The 18,241-nt window shown below is 74.9% G+C and carries 15 protein-coding genes; 7 read left to right on the top strand and 8 right to left on the bottom strand.

Annotated elements, in window-relative coordinates; genetic code table 11:
- Window positions 1-1,771, bottom strand: a 1,771-nt coding sequence (locus tag AWW66_RS18575) for a bifunctional adenosylcobinamide kinase/adenosylcobinamide-phosphate guanylyltransferase (RefSeq protein WP_067367866.1), incomplete at its 3' end; no start/stop codon positions are given.
- Window positions 1,772-1,852: 81 nt separating this feature from the next.
- Entirely contained in the window at window positions 1,853-2,059 is a 207-nt protein-coding gene (locus AWW66_RS18580; RefSeq protein WP_067367868.1) for a hypothetical protein, read from the bottom strand.
- A gap of 225 nt (window positions 2,060-2,284) precedes the next feature.
- Between AWW66_RS18580 and AWW66_RS18585 the strand changes: the two genes are divergently transcribed.
- Complete coding sequence (locus AWW66_RS18585; RefSeq protein ID WP_067367870.1) at window positions 2,285-2,485, top strand: hypothetical protein; 201 nt, start codon at window positions 2,285-2,287, stop codon at window positions 2,483-2,485.
- Entirely contained in the window at window positions 2,485-3,279 is a 795-nt protein-coding gene (locus AWW66_RS18590) for a site-2 protease family protein (protein WP_067367874.1), read from the top strand. The genes AWW66_RS18585 and AWW66_RS18590 overlap by 1 nt, the downstream gene beginning before the upstream one ends.
- Window positions 3,280-3,322: 43 nt before the next feature.
- On the opposite strand, the gene AWW66_RS18595 is transcribed toward AWW66_RS18590, so the two are convergent.
- Both AWW66_RS18595 and AWW66_RS36020 read right to left on the bottom strand, forming a co-directional pair.
- Window positions 3,323-4,321: an aldo/keto reductase family protein gene (locus AWW66_RS18595; protein WP_067367875.1), complete on the bottom strand. Its 999-nt coding sequence runs from the start codon at window positions 4,319-4,321 to the stop codon at window positions 3,323-3,325.
- 103 nt (window positions 4,322-4,424) lie between these two features.
- Window positions 4,425-5,768, bottom strand: a complete 1,344-nt coding sequence (locus tag AWW66_RS36020) for a WG repeat-containing protein (protein ID WP_067367881.1) — start codon at window positions 5,766-5,768, stop codon at window positions 4,425-4,427.
- Window positions 5,769-10,024: 4,256 nt separating this feature from the next.
- Here AWW66_RS36020 and AWW66_RS18610 point away from each other — a divergent pair.
- From AWW66_RS18610 to AWW66_RS18620, 3 genes are read left to right on the top strand one after another with little or no spacing between them, the layout of a single operon-like run.
- Window positions 10,025-10,876: an ABC transporter permease gene (locus AWW66_RS18610; RefSeq protein ID WP_067367887.1), complete on the top strand. Its 852-nt coding sequence runs from the start codon at window positions 10,025-10,027 to the stop codon at window positions 10,874-10,876.
- Window positions 10,869-11,711, top strand: coding sequence for an ABC transporter permease (locus AWW66_RS18615; RefSeq protein ID WP_245648368.1), 843 nt, complete (start codon window positions 10,869-10,871; stop codon window positions 11,709-11,711). The genes AWW66_RS18610 and AWW66_RS18615 overlap by 8 nt, the downstream gene beginning before the upstream one ends.
- On the top strand, window positions 11,708-12,745 hold the full coding sequence (locus AWW66_RS18620) for an ABC transporter ATP-binding protein (protein WP_067367891.1): 1,038 nt from the start codon (window positions 11,708-11,710) through the stop codon (window positions 12,743-12,745). Before AWW66_RS18615 ends, AWW66_RS18620 begins: the two co-directional genes overlap by 4 nt.
- On the opposite strand, the gene AWW66_RS18625 is transcribed toward AWW66_RS18620, so the two are convergent.
- A complete protein-coding gene (locus AWW66_RS18625; protein WP_067367894.1) occupies window positions 12,702-13,262 on the bottom strand; it encodes a helix-turn-helix domain-containing protein in 561 nt (186 codons plus the stop codon). The genes AWW66_RS18620 and AWW66_RS18625 overlap by 44 nt on opposite strands.
- 65 nt (window positions 13,263-13,327) lie before the next feature.
- On the opposite strand from AWW66_RS18625, the gene AWW66_RS18630 reads away from it, so the two are divergent.
- Together AWW66_RS18630 and AWW66_RS18635 are read left to right on the top strand one after the other, a co-directional pair.
- Window positions 13,328-14,140 (top strand): AzlC family ABC transporter permease, encoded by an 813-nt coding sequence (locus tag AWW66_RS18630; RefSeq protein WP_083978614.1) that lies wholly within the window; start codon window positions 13,328-13,330, stop codon window positions 14,138-14,140.
- Window positions 14,134-14,442, top strand: coding sequence for an AzlD domain-containing protein (locus AWW66_RS18635; RefSeq protein WP_067367898.1), 309 nt, complete (start codon window positions 14,134-14,136; stop codon window positions 14,440-14,442). The genes AWW66_RS18630 and AWW66_RS18635 overlap by 7 nt, the downstream gene beginning before the upstream one ends.
- A gap of 308 nt (window positions 14,443-14,750) precedes the next feature.
- Here the strand turns inward: AWW66_RS18635 and AWW66_RS18640 are convergent, their stop codons facing one another.
- The 3 genes from AWW66_RS18640 to nadA all read right to left on the bottom strand — a co-directional run bounded on the left by AWW66_RS18640 (window position 14,751) and on the right by nadA (window position 18,210).
- Window positions 14,751-15,350 carry a DUF3043 domain-containing protein gene (locus AWW66_RS18640; RefSeq protein WP_067367903.1) on the bottom strand — a complete coding sequence of 200 codons (600 nt, stop codon included), beginning with the start codon at window positions 15,348-15,350 and terminating at the stop codon, window positions 14,751-14,753.
- Between the two features lie 90 nt (window positions 15,351-15,440).
- The gene (murA, locus tag AWW66_RS18645) at window positions 15,441-16,853 is read right to left on the bottom strand and encodes a UDP-N-acetylglucosamine 1-carboxyvinyltransferase (protein WP_245648369.1); all 1,413 of its coding nucleotides are present in this window, start codon (window positions 16,851-16,853) and stop codon (window positions 15,441-15,443) included.
- A 157-nt stretch (window positions 16,854-17,010) separates the two neighbouring features.
- Complete coding sequence (nadA, locus tag AWW66_RS18650; RefSeq protein ID WP_067367906.1) at window positions 17,011-18,210, bottom strand: quinolinate synthase NadA; 1,200 nt, start codon at window positions 18,208-18,210, stop codon at window positions 17,011-17,013.
- Window positions 18,211-18,241: the final 31 nt, after the last annotated feature.

An 18,241-nucleotide genomic window follows, 5' to 3' on the forward strand; every position in this document is an offset into this window, starting at 1 on the left:
CGGGGTCCGGGGTGGTGCCGGGGGTCGGGCGGGCCGGCAGGCCGGTGGCGACGGAGAGCACCGAGCGCAGCATCGGCAGCACGGTCAGCGCGTTGGCGCCCTCCCCGAGGTCGAGCCGCAGGTCGACCAGCGGGCTGAGACCGAGCACGTCGGCGGCGAGCCGGACCGCCGGGTGGCCGCCGGTGTCGGTGAGCAGGCACCAGTGCCGGGCCTGCCCGGCCAGGTCCCGGCTGACCATCGCGGCGGCCAGCCCGACCGGCCCGTCCAGCAGGACCGGCAGCCGGCGCGCGGTCGCCCCGAGCAGGACGCCGGTGGCGACGGCGATGTCCCCGCCGCCCAGTTCGGCCAGCACGTCCTTGGCCTCGCGCGAGGTCCGGCGGGTCCGGTGCAGCGCGTCGCGCACCGCCGCGCAGCGGCGCATCCACGCCGCGTCGTCGATGCGCCCGTCGGTGTCGACGACCCGGCCCAGCACCGCCGCCGGCTCCGCCCCGGCGGTCGCCCCGAGCACCGCGGCGGCTGCCGCGTCGGTGCCGCCGCCGCACGAGCCCAGCACCAGCAGGTGGACGCCGGCCTCGGCGGCCTCCTCGGCCAGTTGCCAGCCGAACCGCAGCGCGGCCTCGACGGTCTCGGCGGTCAGCGCCGGCCCGTGCTCGATCGCCCCGGCGGCCGGGACGTCGACCACCTGGATGGCCGTCCCGGTCCCGTCGGCCAGCCGGCCCAGCAGGCCGGCGCCGTCCTCGGCCTGCTGCGCCCGGCGGGCGGACTCGCCGGGCACGGTACCGGCGGCGGCGCCGCCCTCGTGGTCGCCGTTGAGCAGCAGCAGCCGTACCCGCTCCCAGGGGACGGGCGTGGCGGTGCCCTGCGTCGCGGCGGCGAAACTGACCAGCCGTTCCATGGTGCCCAGACCCGTACCGGGCAGGTCCAGGGTGGCCAGCCGCCGCACCGCCTCCGGGCCGGCGACGTCGTCGGGCATCGGCAGGTCCATGCCCGGCTGGATGACCGTTCCGGCGGTGACCACCGGCAGCGACTCGGTCGGCCCGGACCACGCCGGGCGGCTCGCCCCGGCGGCAGCCGCCGGGACGGGCCCGGTGGAGATCGCCGGGGTGGGCTCCGGCGCGGGGGGCGGCGGAGTGGCCGGGGGAGTCGTGGAGTCCGGCACCGCGCCGGCGGGGACGGTCTGGGCCGGACCGCCCTGGGTCGGTACGGTCGCCGGTCGGGGCGGGGCGGCCGGCTTGAGCCAGCACGGCTGGCCGGCGACGACCAGGACGACCGTGTCGCAGGCGTCGGCGACGGCCCGGTTGGCCGCGCCGAGCGCGTCGGTGAAGGCCCGGCCGACCGGCGTGGTCGGCACCAGGGAGAGCCCCACCTCGGGGCTGACCAGGACGATCCGGGCCGGGCAGGCGCGGATCGCCCCGGCCAGCTCGGTGATCGTGGCGGTGTCGTCGGCGGGCTGGTGGGCCGGGTCGAGCAGGACCGTCACCCAGCCACCCAGGTCGTCCACGAGCAGCGTCTCGTGCGGCTCGGCCGAAGAGATCACGTCGGCCAGGCGGCGGGGATCGGCGGCGGTCTCCTCCGTCCGCCAGCTACCCGGCCGGCGGCTGCGGTGGGCGGCCAGGCGCTGCGCCCACTCAATGTCCTCCGGATCGCCCGGCGCCGAGGTGGCCAGGTACCGGACGGTCGGCGCGTCACCGACCAGGGACTCGGCGAACTCGGACTTGCCCGACCGGACGCCGCCGAGCACCAGGACCTTGTGCCACCCGTCAACCGACATGTGCGTACCTTAGAGCCATCCGGACCCACGGCGGCGCGGAGGTGCTGCCCCGGGGCCCTCGCGAGGGCTTCGGCGGCCAGGTCAGCGCTGCTCGGGGCCGTGGTACTGGTAGTCGTTGGGGTTCACGTCGGCCGGCTTCGGGTCCTCCTGCCAGGCGCCCTCGCCGGGCCGCGCCACCAGGGCGTCGACCAGTTCCTCCCGGTCCATCGCCTCGGTCCCCTCGATGCCACCCCGTACCGCGATCCTCCGCAGCTCCTCCGTGTCCATCTCCTGCAACGGCCGTACCATCTCGCTCCTCCCGCACCGGTCATCCTGGCCGCGCGGCGCGCGCGGTGGTCGTTCTGGCCGCGCGGCGCGCGCGGTGTGTCGTGTCCGCTCCATACCCCCGCTGCCGCCGCAGGAACCCGTGACGGGCGGTGTCCGGCGGGCCACCGCCGGGTGCGGTGCGCCGGAAGGCGACTACGCTGGCGGAGTTCGTCCCGGCGGGACTTCAGCGGCGAGGGGAGACGCGGCATGGCGTGGAGCTGGCGGTACGAGGGCACAGACGGCGCGGCGGTGGACGGACCGGCGGAGTCGTTCGGCAGTCAGGCCGACGCCGAGTCCTGGATCGGCCAGACCTGGCGGGAACTCGCGGCGTCCGGCGTCACCACCGTCATCCTGCTGGAGGACGACCGGGTCGACTACCGGATGAGTCTGCTGCAGTCGGGCGACTGATGGGCTACGACCGCCCGGGAGAGCCGCTGGTGCTCGGCGTGCCCCGGGCGGCGTTCCGCCCGAGCCCGGTCTTCCTCGCCCTGGTCGCGCTCTTCGTGACCAGCGGGGCGCTGGCCTGGAACCAGGTCGGCAACGTCCGGGTCGACGTGTTCCTCTTCGTGGTCTCCGGCTGGCTGGTCTCGCTCTGCCTGCACGAGTACGCGCACGCGGTGGTGGCCTTCCGGGCCGGTGACCGCAGCGTCGCCCACCGGGGCTACCTCACCCTGAACCCGTTCAGGTACACCCATCCGCTGCTGTCGGTGGTGCTGCCGGTGGCGGTGGTGCTGCTCGGCGGGATCGGCCTGCCCGGCGGCGCGGTCTGGGTGGACCGGCACGCGATCCCCGGCCGGCTGCGGCACACCCTGGTCAGCCTCGCCGGCCCGGCCACCAACGTGCTGTTCACCCTGGTCCTGGTGGCGGCGCTGCGGATCGGCACTGGTACCGGTGGGTCGGTGGAGTTCTGGGCCGGCCTGGCCCTGCTCGCGTTCCTCCAGCTCACCGCGAGCGTGCTCAACCTGCTGCCGGTACCCGGCCTGGACGGCGGCAACATGATCCAGCCGTGGCTGACCCCGCAGTGGCGCCGGATGTACGACCTCTTCGCCCCGTACGGGTTCATCCTGCTCTTCGCGCTGCTGTGGAACCCGCGGATCGGCGGCTGGTTCTTCGACGCGGTCTTCGCGGTGGCGAACCTGCTCGGCCTGCCGCCCTGGCTGTACGCCGCCGGGCTGGACCTGATCCGCTTCTGGCAGAGCTGACTCCGGGCCGGCGCGGTGGTCGCGCCGGCCCGGAGCCGGTGGGTCACGGGCGCTGGGCCGGGCTCTCGGTCTTCGCCGGGTCCCGCTCGGTGACCGGGTCGACGATCTCGTCGATCGCCTTGAGCAGCTCGGCGTCGAGCTTCACCCCGGCCGCCTTCACGGTGTCGTGCACCTGCTCCGGGCGGGAGGCGCCGATGATCGCTGAGGAGACGTTCGGGTTCTGCAGGACCCAGGCGACGGCGAGCTGGGCCATGGTCAGCCCGGCCTGCTCGGCCAGCGGCTTGAGCCGCTGCACCCGGGTCAGCACCTCGTCGTCCAGCCACTTGGCGATGAAGTCCGCGCCGGACTTCTCGTCGGTGGCCCGGGAACCGGCCGGCGGCGGCTGCCCCGGCAGGTACTTGCCGGTGAGCACGCCCTGCGCCATCGGCGACCAGACGATCTGCCCGATGCCCAGCTCCTCGCTGGCGGGCACCACCTCGGCCTCGATGACCCGCCACAGCATCGAGTACTGCGGCTGGTTGGAGACCAGCGGGACGCGCAGCTCCCGGGCCAGCGCGTGCGCCTCGCGCAGCTGCGACGCCTTCCACTCCGAGACGCCGATGTAGTGCGCCTTGCCGGAGTGGACGATGTCGGCGAAGGCCGACATGGTCTCCTCCAGCGGGGTGCTGTAGTCGTACCGGTGGGCCTGGTACAGGTCCACGTAGTCGGTGCGCAGCCGGCGCAGGGAGCCGTCGATCGACTCCATGATGTGCTTGCGGGACAGGCCCCGGTCGTTGCGGCCCGGCCCGGTGGGCCAGAAGACCTTGGTGAAGATCTCCAGCCCCGCGCGACGCTCGCCGGCGAGGGCCTTGCCCAGCACCTCCTCGGCGCGGGTGCCGGCGTACACGTCGGCGGTGTCGAAGGTGGTGATACCGGTGTCCAGGGCGGCCCGCACGCAGGCGACCGCCGCCTCCTCCTCGACCTGGGAACCGTGGGTGATCCAGTTCCCGTACGAGATCTCGCTGACCAGCAGGCCCGAGCGGCCAAGGTGTCGGAATTCCATGGTCCCGACCCTAACTCCGGTGCCGCCGCCGCTCACCTTGACGCCCCGCCCGCGCCGGCCGTTCCCCGCCGGCCCGCGCCGGCCGTTCCCGCCGGCCCGCCGGTCAGAGGACCGGTGAGGCGTCGGTGAGCAGCCGCTCGATCTCGGCCAGCACCTCGTCGCGGTCGCGGTGCACCAGGTCGATCAGCGGTTCGCCGTGCCGGTCGAGCGCGCCCCACCGGCCGCCCCCGTCACCGACCAGGAACGCGACCGGATGGATGACCAGCACCGGGTGGGCCGGCTCGACGACCATCCGGCCGGTCCGGTCCAGCACCCCCTGCCGACCGTTCACCTCGACCACGGCCAGCCCCTCGTCGGTGAAGCCCGCGACCCGCCGGCCGTCGCTCAGCGTCGTGGCGAAGCCGCCGTACCGGGTCGGCACCACGACCCGTCCGTTGGTGTCCACCGCGCCCCAGCCCGCGCCCCGGCGCACCGCCGCCCGACCGGCCCGGTACGGGCGTACCTCGTCGAAGCCCTGGTGCGCGACCACCTCCCCGTCCGGGTCGACGGCCAGCCAGCCCCCGGCACCGTCGGGCGAGACCCAGGCCAACCCGTCGGAGAAGGGCCGCACCGCCGGCCAGGCGGACTCGAACCGGGGTACGCCGTGCCGGTCGAGCAGCGTCCACCCCGGCGAGTCGGGCCGGCGTACCCAGGCCAACTCCTCGTGGAACGGCTGCGCCGCCGCGTACTCCGGGGCGATGACGAAGTCGCCGTCGGGATCGGCGTACCCCCACCGCTCCCGGTCGCCGTCGCGCGCCGGCACCGGCAGGACCGGCCGCTCCAGGAGTTCGTCGCGGCTGCGGGGGTACGGCCCGAAACCACCGTCCCCGGCCCGTCGCTGCACCGCGTCCAGGGCCTGGCGTACCCGGGCCGACAGGTCGGCGTCCCCGTCACCGCGCAGGTCCAACGCGCGCTCGAAGTGGTGGCACGCCTCGATCAGCCGCCCCTGGTCGTAACAGGACCGTCCGGCGTGCTCGTGCAACGCGGCGCGCAGCCGGTCGGGCAGTTCCGGCGAGTTCGCCCTGGCCAGGAGCCGGTCGGCCTCGGCGAACTCGCCGCGCCAGCGCAGCACGTTCGCCAGCCGCGCCTGCACCAGCGCGGTCCGGCGCAGCTCACCGGTCGCCTCCGCGTAGGTCAACGCGAGCCGGCCGTCGGCGAGGGCGTCGTCCAGTTCCCCGATCAGCCGGGACGCCACCGCCCGCAGGCTGAGCAGCCGGGCGCGGGCCCGGTTGTCGATGGCCGCGCCCAGCTTCTCGGTGAGCCGTCGCCGGATCGTCCGCAGGTCGTCCGGGCTCTCCACGATCTCCCGGAGCGTCTCGGGGTCGACCTCCCAGCGGTAGCTGGTCAGCGCCTGCTCCGGGTCGCCCTGGACGTCGACCGGCCGGGCCGCCGGGGTCTTCCCGGCCACCCTTGCGGCAGCTTGCCCGCTCCGGCCGTCCGACGGGTCCCCCGACCCGGCACCGTCCCCGGCCTCAGCACCGTCCCCGGCCCCGGAGCCGTGCTCGGCCCTGGCGCTGGCTCCTGAGCCGTCCCCGGCTCCCGAACCGGCCTCGGTCTTTCGGGGATCGGAGGTGGACTCCGGCACCGGGCCGCCAGCCGGCGATGCGAGGGCGGGCGGCGCGGAAGCCACCGCTGGCGGAGCCGGCTGCGCGCTGTCCGGCTGTGGGCTCTTCAGGAGTGCGCTGTCCGGCTGCGCGGTCTCCAGTGGTGCGGTGTCCGGCGGTGCGAGAGCCGGCTGCTCGGGCGTCGGCGGCGTGGGCGCTGGCGGCGTGGCGGTCCGCGACGCGGGCGCTGGCGATGCCGGAACCGATGGTGCGGGGGCCGATGGTGTGAGGGCCGGCGGCGCGGAGACCGGTGGGGCGGAGACCGGTGGGGCAGACACTGGCGGCGCGAGGGGCGATGATGCGGGCGCTGGTGGGGCAGAGGCCGCTGGGGCAGAGACCGGCGGCGCGAGGGGCGATGGCGCGGGCGCTGGCGGTGCGGAAACCGGAGCCGGTGGGAGCGTACCGAGCACGCGGCTGTCCGGCTGGGTCTCCGGGCTGTCGTGATCGGCCGGGAGCCCGGAGACCGGACGCGCTGGCGGCGCTGAGATCGGCGCTGCGGGTGGCGAGGACACCGGCGTCGCCGGTGGCGCGGAGACCGGGGCTGCTGCCGGTGCCGGGAGAGCGGAAACCGCTGCCGCCGGTGGCGCGGAGATCGGTGCTGCTGGCGCTGCCGAGATCGGGGCCGGTGGCGCCGCAACCGGGGCCGCCGGTGGTGCGGAGACCGGGGTCGCCGGTGGTGCGGAGACCGGGGCGGTCGGCGCTGCCGGAACCGTGTCCACCGGTGGCGAGGAGATGTGTGGTGCCGGTGCGGCAGAGACCGGGCGGGCCGGTGGTGCGGACACCGGCTGGTGGGGTGGCAGCGGGGCCGCGTCGACCGGTGGTGGGGCCGCGTCGACCGGTGGTGGGGCCGCGTCGACCGGTGGCACGGTGCCGGGCTCAGCAGCCGGTGAGGCGGGGCGGGACTCGGCCGGAGGCGCGCTGACCGGTCGAGCCGGCACGGATTCGACCGGCTCGACGGCCGGGGCTCCGAGCTGTTCTGCCGGGACGGCGCGCTGGTCGGCTGCGGTATCGACCGGAGGCGCCGGCGGTGCGGAGATCGGCGCTGCGTCGGTGACGTGCGGCGAGAGGACCGAGCCGGCCTCGTCGGCGCCGGCGGGCATCCCGTGGTCCGGATCGCCGCCGCTGTCCGCAGGGCCGTCGCCGGCTGCCGGGGCGGACCGCTCGGCCGTCTCGACCGCAGGGGTACCCGGCTCCGGCGGACCGTCCGGTCGCGCTGCCGCCAACTCGGCGACGACCGGTCGCTTGGGACGGAACCAGGCATCCGCGCCGCCCAGCGCGGACGGCTCGGACCCGGGCCAATCCGCCGGTGCCGGCTCGGGCCGCGCGGGCTCGGGCCGCGCGGGCTCGGTCGGCGGGGGAACGTACGGCCGGGGCAGGTCCGGGGCGACGGCCCAGGTGTCCGCCGGCCGCGATGCGGGTGCGTCGGGCGGTTCCTCGGCCGTCGGCACGTCGGCGTCACGGGGGTCTGGCCCGGTGGAGCTGGCGTCAGCGCCGTGCTGCTCCCGGGGCTCGGCCTCCGCCGGGTGCTCCTCCGACGACTTGGGTGCCGGGTCGGTGGAGAGGGGAGCCGTCCACTGTCGAGCTGATGTCGTTACCGAGTCAGCCGGCGATGTCGTATCCGATTCAGCTCGACAGTCATCGTCGACAGGTGTCGCGGCGGGCGTCGGCACCGGATCGGCACCGGCGTCGGGCCGACGGACCAGGGGGATCTCGTCCCCGCGGTGTCCGGTCGCGGCCTCCTCCGCACGCGGCGCGGCGTCGGCTGGCGGGGCGGCGTCGACCGGCGGGGTGGTACCAGCCGGCGGAGCGGCGTCCGACAGCGGCTCGGGACGGGTCGGGTACGGCGCCGGGGTGACCGGGCCGGGCAGGAACTCCATGCGCAGCCGGGCCGCCGGGGACACGGGCGCCGACGAGGGGTCGACGTCCTCGATCGGCGTGGTCTCCCGGGCCGGCCTGGTCTCGTGCAGGGCGGCTGCCCCCGCTCGGGGCGCCTCCGACTCACGCGGCGGCACGACGTCGTGCCGCCGCGCCATCTCCTGCGGCGGCGCCGACTCCTGCGGAGCTGCCGACTCCCGGGCCGACACCGTCTCGCGCGGCGACACCGTCTCGTGCCAGGACACCGTCTCGCGGGGCGGGGTGGCGTCGCGTGGTGGCTGGGGCTCGTGCGGTGGGACCGGCCCGCGTGGCGGTGCGGCGTCGGCGGCTCGGAGGGGCTGACGCGGGCTCGCGGGCGTACCCGTGCGGGGCTGGTTCTGCGGGCCGGATGTGGCCGGTCGGGGCCGCTCGTAGATCGAGTGGGGCCGCTCGGTCGGCTCCGGGGGCGTGGGCGGCCGGCTCCACTCGCGGGGCTCGGCGGGCCGCGCCGAACGGGCCCAGTCCCGGGGCTCCACCGGGATGGAGGGCCGGCCGGCTTCGCGCGGCTCGGTGGGCCGGCCGGCCTCGCGCGGCTCCGAGGGGGCGGCGGGGCGACCCGGGTCACGGCGGTCCTGGGGTACCGGTGGACGTCCGTCCTGCCAGGAGGGAGGGCCCGGCTCTGCCGGGCGGGAGGTGTAGCGCGGCGGAGCGTCGTTCTGCCCGGTGCCGGCGTCGCCCTGGTCCGTCGAGCGGCGCTGCTCCGGGCGACGGAACAGGTCGGGCCGGATCGGGCCGGGCGCCGGCCAGGGCAGTCCCTCGTCACCCCGGGCGGCCGGTCGCGGGCCCGCCTCGCGGTGCGGCTCCGGTGCCGGCTGCCGTCGATCGGGGTGCTCGGGACGCGCCGGAGCAGGTCCCGGTGGCTGCTGCCGGCCCGCGCCCCACCGGTCGGTCGGGTACCACTGCTCGGCGGAGGCGGCCGGTCGACGTGGGTCACCCTGGTCCGGCCGGGGGCGCTGGGTCGCCGGAATGTCCTGGGGGTGCGGGCTCCACTGGTGCTGCGGGCGGCCGTCCTCCGGGGAGCGCCGCTCGGCTCTGGGAGTCGGCCGGTCGTACCCGGCGGCGGGTCGCTCGGCCCGGCGCGGCGGGGCCTGCTCCTCCGGTTCCGGCATCCAGCCCGGCTCGGGCCGCTCCGACCGGGGTGCGGGCGAGACCGGACGGGTGCCGTAACCGGGGCGGGGGGCCGGGGAGACGGGCGGGGTGCCGTAGCCGGCATCGGGGGCGGGTGAGACGGACGGCATGCCGTAGAGGGGCGCGGGTGAGACGGGCGGCATGCCGTAGGTGGGCGCGGGGGAGACGGGACGAGACCCGTACTCGGGTCGTTCGGGACGGGCGCGGTGGCCGTCGTGCCGGTCCCGGTCGCGACCCCGGTCGCCGTCCCAGCCCCGGCCCTGGTCCCAGTCGCGACCCTGTTCCCGGTCGCGGCTTCGGTCCCGGCCCTGGTCACGGGTGCGGTCCTGGTCCCGGCCCTGGTCCCAGTCGCGGCTCCGGTCGCGGTCGCGGGGGTGGTCGGGCCCGGGTCGGTGCCAGCCGGTCTCCCGGGAGGGCGTGCGCTCCGGCGGTGCGGGCCGGCGTCCGGGCCGGTCCGCCTCGCCGCCGGTCGGCCAGCGGTCCGGGTCGGGGCGCGGCGACGCCGGCCGGTCGCGCTGCCAGGTCGGTTCCGCGTGGGGCCGACGGTACGCATCGTCGGAGCGGCGCTCGTCGCGCGGGTCGGGTCGCCCGCCCCCGGGGGCCGGCTGGTCGTCGAGGTCCTCGTCGTCCCAGACCCAGCCCACCCGGTACGAGCCGTCGGCGCGGGTCGGGGCCAGCGGCGGCACCTCGGCACGGCCCACGGCGGCGGCCCGGCCGGTGGGCGGGGGAGCGTACTGCACGCCGATGTCGCCCGGGTAGCGCTGGCCCGGGAACTGTGGCTGCCACTCGTTCGTCGGAGCGAAGACCCAGGACGGCTCGGCCGGGTCACGCCACCGGTCGAAGTCGCCGCGACTCATCGGCGGGCCCCGTCGCAGCCCGCGTGGCGCGCCCCGGTGGCCGGCTCGCGTCGCTCGCTCACGGCGGTGTCACCTCGTCGGAATATTGTCGCGCTGGGCGCCCCACCCCCCGGTAGAGTCACGCGTCCGGTGCGGGATGGCTGCGGATGGAGGGTAGCGGCGTGGACTCGGTCACCGCCACTGCGGCACCGTCCGCGCGTCCAAACGTTATCCTACTGATTCGGACATTCGCCGCAATAGTCGGATCGGGTTTCCGGCGATACTCGACATACCGCCAGGCCACCGTGGCCGGAGTGGTGACCAACACGGTCTTCGGCATTCTCCGCTGTTACGTCCTGCTCGCCGTGGCCGGCGAGGCCGGCACGGCGGCCGGGTACGACCGGGCGCAGCTCGTCACCTTCGTCTGGGCCGGGCAGGGGCTGCTGGCGGTCGTGCTGCTCTGGCGGTGGACGGAGCTGGCCGACCGGATCCGTACCGGCGAGATCGTCGCCGACCTGCTCCGGCCGGTCCACCCGGTGACCAGCTACCTCGCCGCCGACCTGGGCCGGGCCGGGTACGCCGGGCTGGCCCGGATGGTGCCCCCGCTGCTGGTCGGGCCGCTGCTGTTCGAGGTCCACCTGCCGGCCCGCTGGTCCACCGTGGCGTTCTTCGGCTGCTCCGTGGTCCTGGCGGTGGTGGTCTCCTTCGGCTGCCGGTACCTGGTCAACGCGACCGCCTACTGGCTCGGGGACGCCCGGGGGCCGCTGCTGCTCTGGACGCTCTGCTCCGCGGTGCTGGCCGGGCTCGCCTTCCCGCTGCGTTTCCTGCCGGAGTGGCTGTACGTGCCACTGTGGCTGCTCACCCCGTTCCCGAGCCTGCTCCAGGCCCCCTTGGACGTGCTGGTCGAACGGGACCCCCCGGCGATCCAGGCCGGCCTGGTGGGGGTGCAGCTCTGCTGGGCCGTCCTGTTGCTGGCCGGTTGCCGGTGGGTGCAGCGCCGGGCGGAGCGGCGGCTGGTGGTGCACGGTGGCTGAGCGGTGGCCGGCGGTCCGGCGCGGCGAGCGGGCCGGTGGGGCGCTGGTCGCGTACCGGGCCCTGCTGGGCGCGCAGGCGCGGGCGCAGACCACGTACCGGACCTCGTTCGTGGTGGACCTGGTCGGCAACGTCGGGGCCACCGTGTTCGACGTGCTGGCCGTCGTGGTGCTCTACGGCGTCACCCGGGAACTGGGCGGCTTCACGCTGCGCGAGACGCTGGTCGTGGTCGGGCTCAACGCCACCGCCTTCGCCCTGGCCGACCTGTTCTTCGGCAACGTCGAACGGCTGCCGGTGTACGTGCGCAGCGGGCTGTTCGACGCGGTGCTGCTGCGTCCGCTCGGCGCGCTGCCCCAACTGCTGCTGATGGACCTGCCGCTGCGCAAGGCGTCCCGGACCGTGGTCGGGGTGGCGGTGCTGGTCGCGGCGGTCACCTCGGCGGGGATCGACTGGACGCCGGGGCGGGTCGTGCTGGTGGTGCTCGCCCCACTCGCCGGGACGGTCTTCTTCGGCTCGATCTTCGTGGCCACCGCCACGCTCACGTTCTACTGGACCGAGTCGGGCGAACTGGCCAACTCGGTCACCTACGGGGGGCGGGACTTCAGCTCGTACCCGGTCACGATCTTCGAGGGCTGGTTCCGCGCGGCCTTCGCGTACGGCCTGGGGTTCGCCTTCGTCAGCTACCACCCGGCGCTGGCGCTGCTCGGCCGGGCCGACCCGCTGGGCCTGCCGGCCTGGGTCGGCTGGGTGTCGCCGGGGGTCGCGCTGGTCGCCGCCGGGGCCGCCGCGCTGCTCTGGCGCGCCGGCGTCCGTCACTACCGGAGTACGGGGTCATGACCATCATCGAGGCGTGCGACCTGCGCAAGGAGTTCCCGGTCCGGGTGAAGGTCGGCCGGTGGCGCCGGGTCCGGCGGACCGTGCGGGCGGTGGACGGCGTCGACCTGCGGGTGGCCCGGGGCGAGACGCTCGGCTACATCGGCGCGAACGGCGCGGGCAAGTCGACCACGCTGAAGATGCTCACCGGCGTGCTCGCCCCGTCCGGCGGTACGGTCCGGGTCTGCGGCCTGCGCCCGGTGCCGGACCGGACCCGGCTGGCCCGCCGGATCGGGGTGGTCTTCGGCCAGCGGTCACAACTCTGGTGGGACCTGCCGTTGCGGGACTCCTTCGACCTGCTGCGGCACATCTACCGGGTACCGTCCGCCGAGCACGCGGCCCGGCTGCGCCGCTGCCGGGACCTGCTGGACCTGGACGCCTTCGCCGACACCCCGGTCCGGCAGCTCTCGCTCGGGCAACGGATGCGGGGCGAGTTGACCGCCGCGCTGCTGCACGGCCCGGAGGTGCTCTTCCTCGACGAGCCCACGATCGGGCTGGACGTGGTGAGCCGGCAGGCGGTCCGGAGCTTCCTCGGCGAGCTGAGCCGGACCGGGGACACCACGCTGGTGCTCACCACCCACGACCTCGCCGACATCGAACGGCTCTGCCGGCGGCTCGTCGTGGTCGACCACGGTCGGGTGGCGCACGACGGCTCGATCGCCGACCTGCACGCCCGGTACGGCTCGCGCCGGCTGGTCGTGGCCGACCTGGACAGCGCGCCGGCCGAGCCACCGGTGCTGACCGGGGCGACCCTGCACCGCGTGGAGGCGGACGGGCACCGGCTGGTGTACGCCTGCGGGGCGGCGAGCGCGGCGCAGGTGGTGGGTGCCCTGGCCGGGCTGGTCCCGCTGCGCGACATCTCGATCGTGGAGCCGGACATCGAGGAGGTGGTGGCCCGGCTCTACCGCTCCCCGGCCGGCGAGCCCTGCACCGCTGCGTCGGCCGGTGCCGGGCTCACGGGTGCTCCATCACCAGGACCGCGAACGTCCCCGGAGTGAGCGCCTCGTAGCGGTGCGGGACGTCACCGGGGAAGGTCACGTAGTCGCCGGGGTCCAGGTCGACCAGGTCGGTGCCGGGCCCGGCGCGCAGCCGCCCGGCGGCCACCACGACGTGCTCGACGCTGCGCGGGGTGTGCGCCTCGGCGACCCGGACCTGCCCCGGCTCCAGCGCGATGACGTACACGTCCCGGCGGACGTGCGGTGACCCGGCGGCGAGCAGCGTACTGGTGAAGTCGGCGTGCTCGGAGCGGACCCGGGGCCCCTGGCCGGCCCGGATCACCCGGACGGCGGGCGGGGTCGGCTCGACCAGCCGGCTGAACGGCACGTCGAGGGCCACCCCGAGGGCCCAGAGCGTCTCCACGCTCGGGTTGCCCAGGCCCGACTCCAACTGGGACAGCGTCGACTTGGCGATCTTCGCCCGGCGGGCCAGCTCGGTCAGCGAGATGCCGGCGCGCTGCCGCTCACGGCGCAGTGCCGCGGCGATGGTGGCCAGTGGGGGAGCGGGTTCGGTCGTCATGTTCGTTCCATCGTACCGTTTGTTCGGTTTGACGAACGACCCTGCGGCTGTTCATCATAACGAACATGCGTACGGCAGAGCGAACAGTGCGGTCCGGGCCCGATCGCGCGGTGCTGCGCGACGTGGCCGCCATCGGAGCGGCGATGGTGGCGGTCGGCGCCTCGTTCGGCGCGATGGCGGTCGCCGCCGGCCTGCCCCTCTGGGCCCCGGTGGTCATGTCGATCCTGGTGTACGCCGGTGGGGCCCAGTTCATGGCTGTCGGCCTGGTGGCCGCCGGCAGCCCGGTCGCCGCGGTCCTCGCCGGCCTGCTGCTCAACGCGCGGCACCTGCCGTTCGGGCTGACCCTGGGCGGCACCATGGGTGGCCGACTCTGGCAGCGGCTGCTCGGCAGCCACCTGATGACCGACGAGACCACCGCGTTCACCCTGGCCCGCCCCGCCGGCCCGGCGCGCCGCCGGGCCTTCTGGATCGCCGCGACCCTGCTCTTCCTGGCCTGGAACCTGGGTACCGTCATCGGCGTGCTCGCCGGCGGCGCGCTCGGCGACCCGGCCGCCTTCGGGCTGGACGCGGCCTTCCCGGCCGGTCTGCTCGCCCTGCTGCTGTCGAGCCTGCGGGACCGCGACACCCGGCGGGTGGCCCTGGTCGGCGCGGCGCTGGCGGTGCTGACCACCCCGTTCCTCCCGGCCGGCCTGCCCGTGCTGCTCGCCCTCGGCGGCCTGCTCGTGCTGTTCCTGCCCGGTCGCTCCACCGACCCGCCGACCGACGCCGGCCCGACTGCTGGTGGCTCGACTGCTGCGGGCCCGGCCGGTGGTGGCGCGGTTGGCGTCGGGTCGGCGGCCGGTGCGCGGGCCGCGCGGCCGGAGGGGGCGCCGTGCTGATCGCGGTCATCCTCGCCCTGGCCGCCGGTACGTTCGGCCTGCGGCTCACCGGCGTCCTGCTGCGTGACCGGCTGGACCTGCCCGAGTGGTCCCGGCGGTTACTGCCGGTCGGGGCCGCCGCGCTGCTCGCCGCGCTGGCCGCGACGGCGGCGCTGACCGAGGCGGCCCAGTTCGCCGGGTACGCGCGACCGGCCGGGGTGCTGGCGGGCGTGCTGCTCGCCTGGCGTCGCGCGCCGTTCGTCCTGGTGGTGGTGGCTGCGGCCGGGGTGACCGCCCTGCTCCGCCTACTCGGCGTACCCTGACCCGCCCCGACCCGGCCCGGGAGTGTCGTGCTCCGGCGACGATAACCTCCGCCGTCGACATACCTGTGAGGAATAAATATTCCTCACAGGTATGTCAACGAAAAGCATGTGTTCGCCGGACGAAGGCACGCCGACGCCGAGGCCGGGCGACGCCGAGAGCGTGGCGGGTGCGTGGCGAGGGCGGGAGGTGCGGGGCAGCGTGGGGTGAGGTGGGCGAATGGAGGGCGCCGTCCCGCCACCGTGTCACCGCGCCCCTCGCCTGGGCGCCGTCGTGCTTTACGGGCGCAGCGGGTCGGGCAGCCGGTCGGTCAGACCTTGTCGCCGAGCTTGACGCGGGGCTCGGGGGCGCGCATCCGGCGGAAGGTGATCGACCGCATGATCGCGTACAGGTAGAGCGAGCCCATCCGCTCGCCGCTGCGCGGGTAGCGTTCCCGGACCAGCTTCTTGATCTTCCGCGAGATCAGGATCGAGTCGATCACCACGCCGAGGGCCAGCGCCCCCCAGAGCAGGTTGGAGACCAGCCGGACGATCGGCGGCATCGCCGCGTTCGAGCCGATCAGCACGATCAGCGCGCCACCGAAGAACCAGGTGCCGATGGTGCGGCGGGAGTCGACCACGTTGCGGGCGAGCAGCCGCTCGGGGCCCCGGTCGCGCGGGCCGCCCTCCCGGCGGAACTCCGCCGCCGCCTCGGCCCGCAACTGCCGGCGGCGCTCCTTCGCCTCCTCCTTGGTCAGCGGCTTGGTGGACCCGCCCGGTCGGCGGGCGGCACCCGGCCGCTTCGGCGTCTCACGGCCCTTCGCCGGCGTGTAGCCACGGGGCTGGGCGGCGACGGACTCGTCGTCGGTCGTCACCGGGGTGACGGACTCGTCGACGACGTCGGTGGACTTGCGGCGGAAGAGCGAGGGCACGCGGCAAGGGTAGCCAAACGCCCGCGCCCGGTGCACATCGGTGCGGTGGGCGCGGGCGGAGGTGAGCCAGGTCATGCCCGGCCGGTCGGGTCAGGGACGCTCGACGTGGGCGCCGAGGTCGGCCAGCTTGGCCTCGAAGTCCTCGTACCCCCGGTTGATCAGGTCGACGCCGTACACCCGGGAGGTGCCCTCGGCGGCGAGCGCCGCGATCAGGTGGCTGAACCCGGCGCGCAGGTCCGGGATGACCAGGTCGGCGGCGTGCAGCTTGCTCGGGCCGGCGATCACCGCGGAGTGCTTGAAGTTGCGCCGGCCGAACCGGCACGGGGTGCCGCCCAGGCAGTCCCGGTACACCTGGATGTTGGCGCCCATGGTGTTCAGCGCCTCGGTGTAGCCCAGCCGCTGTTCGTACACCGTCTCGTGCACGATCGACAGGCCCCGGGCCTGGGTCAACGCGACCACCAGGGGCTGCTGCCAGTCGGTCATGAACCCGGGGTGCACGTCGGTCTCCAGGGCGACGGACTTCAGCTCCCCGCCCGGGTGCCAGAACCGGATACCGCCCTCCTGGCCCGGGTCGCCGAGCTTCGGCGGCCGGGCGTCGGTGACCTCGTACTCGCCGCCGACCGAGCGGAAGATGTTCAGGAAGGTCATCATGTCGGCCTGCTGGGCGCCGAGCACCTCCACGTGGCCCCGGGTGGCCAGGGCCGCCGCCGCCCAGCTCGCCGCCTCGATCCGGTCCGGGATCGGCCGGTGCGTGTACCCGTGCAGCTTCGGCACGCCCTGGATCTCGATCACCCGGTCGGTGTGCACCTTGATGATCGCGCCCATCTTCTGCAGGATGCAGATCAGGTCGATGATCTCCGGCTCCACGGCGGCGTTGCGCAGCTCGGTGACGCCCTCGGCCATCACCGCGGTGAGCAGCACCTGCTCGGTGGCGCCGACGCTCGGGTACGGCAGGGCGAACTTGGTGCCGTGCAGTCCGTTCGGGGCGGACAGGTGCAGCCCCTCCGGCCGCTTGTCCACGGTCGCCCCGAACTCGCGCAGCGCCTGCAGGTGGAAGTCGATCGGGCGCGGGCCGATGTGGCAGCCGCCCAGGTCGGGGATGAAGGCGTGGCCCAGCCGGTGCAGCAGCGGGCCGCAGAACAGGATCGGGATCCGGCTGGAGCCGGCGTGCACGTTGATCTGATCGGTGCTGGCGCTCTCGACGTTGGCCGGGTCGAAGACCAGCTCACCGTCCTCGTCGCCGTCGGTCACCTTGACCCCGTGCAGGCCGAGCAGCCCACGGACCACCTCGACGTCACGGATCCGCGGCACGTCGAACAGCCGGCTGGGGGTGTCGCCCAGCAGGGCGGCGACCATCGCCTTGGAAACCAGGTTCTTCGCGCCGCGCACGCGGATCCGCCCTTCCAGCGGACTTCCTCCGTGTACGACCAGGACGTCGTCGGTCAACGCAACCTCCAGCGCGTCGGTGCTGCCGTGTTGAGGGGTGGGGCCCACGATGGTCATCGCTACCCGGAACGCGGCCACGTCAAAAAAGGCCGCCGTTGTCGTCGCATCCGGCAGCATAGCCCTCGGTGAACAGAATGACTCGGTCACACCGCCTGCGGCGGCATGAATCGGTGAAACCGGTACGTCCCCGTACCAATGTTGTCACGAAACGTGATCAGGCCGCGCCCGGGGGTGGGGTGTCCGCGCCCGGCAGGGCGAGCATCTGGTCCAGCGCCACCCGGGCGTGGTGCGCGGTGTCCGCGTCCACGGTGATCTGGTTCACCACCCGCCCGGCGACCAGCTCCTCCAGGGCCCAGACCAGGTGCGGCAGGTCGATCCGGTTCATCGTCGAGCAGTAGCAGACCGCCCGGTCGAGGAACATGATCTGCTTGTCCGGGTGGGCCAGCGCCAGCCGGCGGACCAGGTTCAGCTCGGTGCCGACCGCCCACGCCGAACCGGCCGGGGCGGCCTCGATGGTCTTGATGATGTACTCGGTCGAGCCGACGTGATCGGCGGCGGTGACCACCTCGTGCCGGCACTCCGGGTGGACCAGCACGTTCACCCCCGGCACCCGCTCCCGGACGTCGTTGACGCTGTCCAGGGTGAACCGGCCGTGCACCGAGCAGTGCCCCCGCCAGAGGATCATCTTCGCGTCGCGGAGCTGCTCCGGGGTGAGCCCGCCGTTCGGCTTGTGCGGGTCGTAGAGGACGCAGTCGTCCAGTGACAGGCCCATCTCCAGCACGGCGGTGTTGCGGCCCAGGTGCTGGTCGGGCAGGAAGAGCACCTTCTCGCCCTGCTGGTACGCCCAGTCCAGGGCCCGGCGCGCGTTCGACGAGGTGCAGACCACGCCGCCGTTGCGCCCGACGAAGCCCTTGATGTCCGCCGAGGAGTTCATGTACGTCACCGGGACGGTGTGCTCGGCGACGCCGAGGTCGGTCAGCGCCTCCCAGGCCTTCTCGACCTGCGACAGCACCGCCATGTCCGCCATCGAACAGCCGGCGGCCAGGTCGGGCAGGATCACCCGCTGCGCGTCCGAGGTGAGGATGTCGGCGCTCTCGGCCATGAAGTGCACGCCGCAGAAGACGATGTACTCCGCGTCCGGGCGGGCCGCCGCCTCCCGGGCCAGCTTGAACGAGTCGCCGGTCACGTCGGCGAACTGGATCACCTCGTCGCGCTGGTAGTGGTGGCCCAGCACGAAGACCTTCGTGCCCAGCGCCGCCTTCGCCGCCGCCGCGCGGGCCACCAGGTCCGGGTCGCTGGGCGCCGGCAGGTCACCCGGGCACTCGACGCCGCGCTCGGTGGCAGGGTCACTGCCCCGGCCGAGCAGCAGCAGGGCAGTCGCGGTGTTGGAAGGTTCCACCCAGGTCGAAGTCACGTCCCCATGGTCCCACAGCGTGGCCGGGGTG

The sequence above is a fragment of the Micromonospora rosaria genome (assembly GCF_001567585.1).
In the GTDB taxonomy this organism is placed as follows: Bacteria; Actinomycetota; Actinomycetes; order Mycobacteriales; family Micromonosporaceae; genus Micromonospora; species Micromonospora rosaria.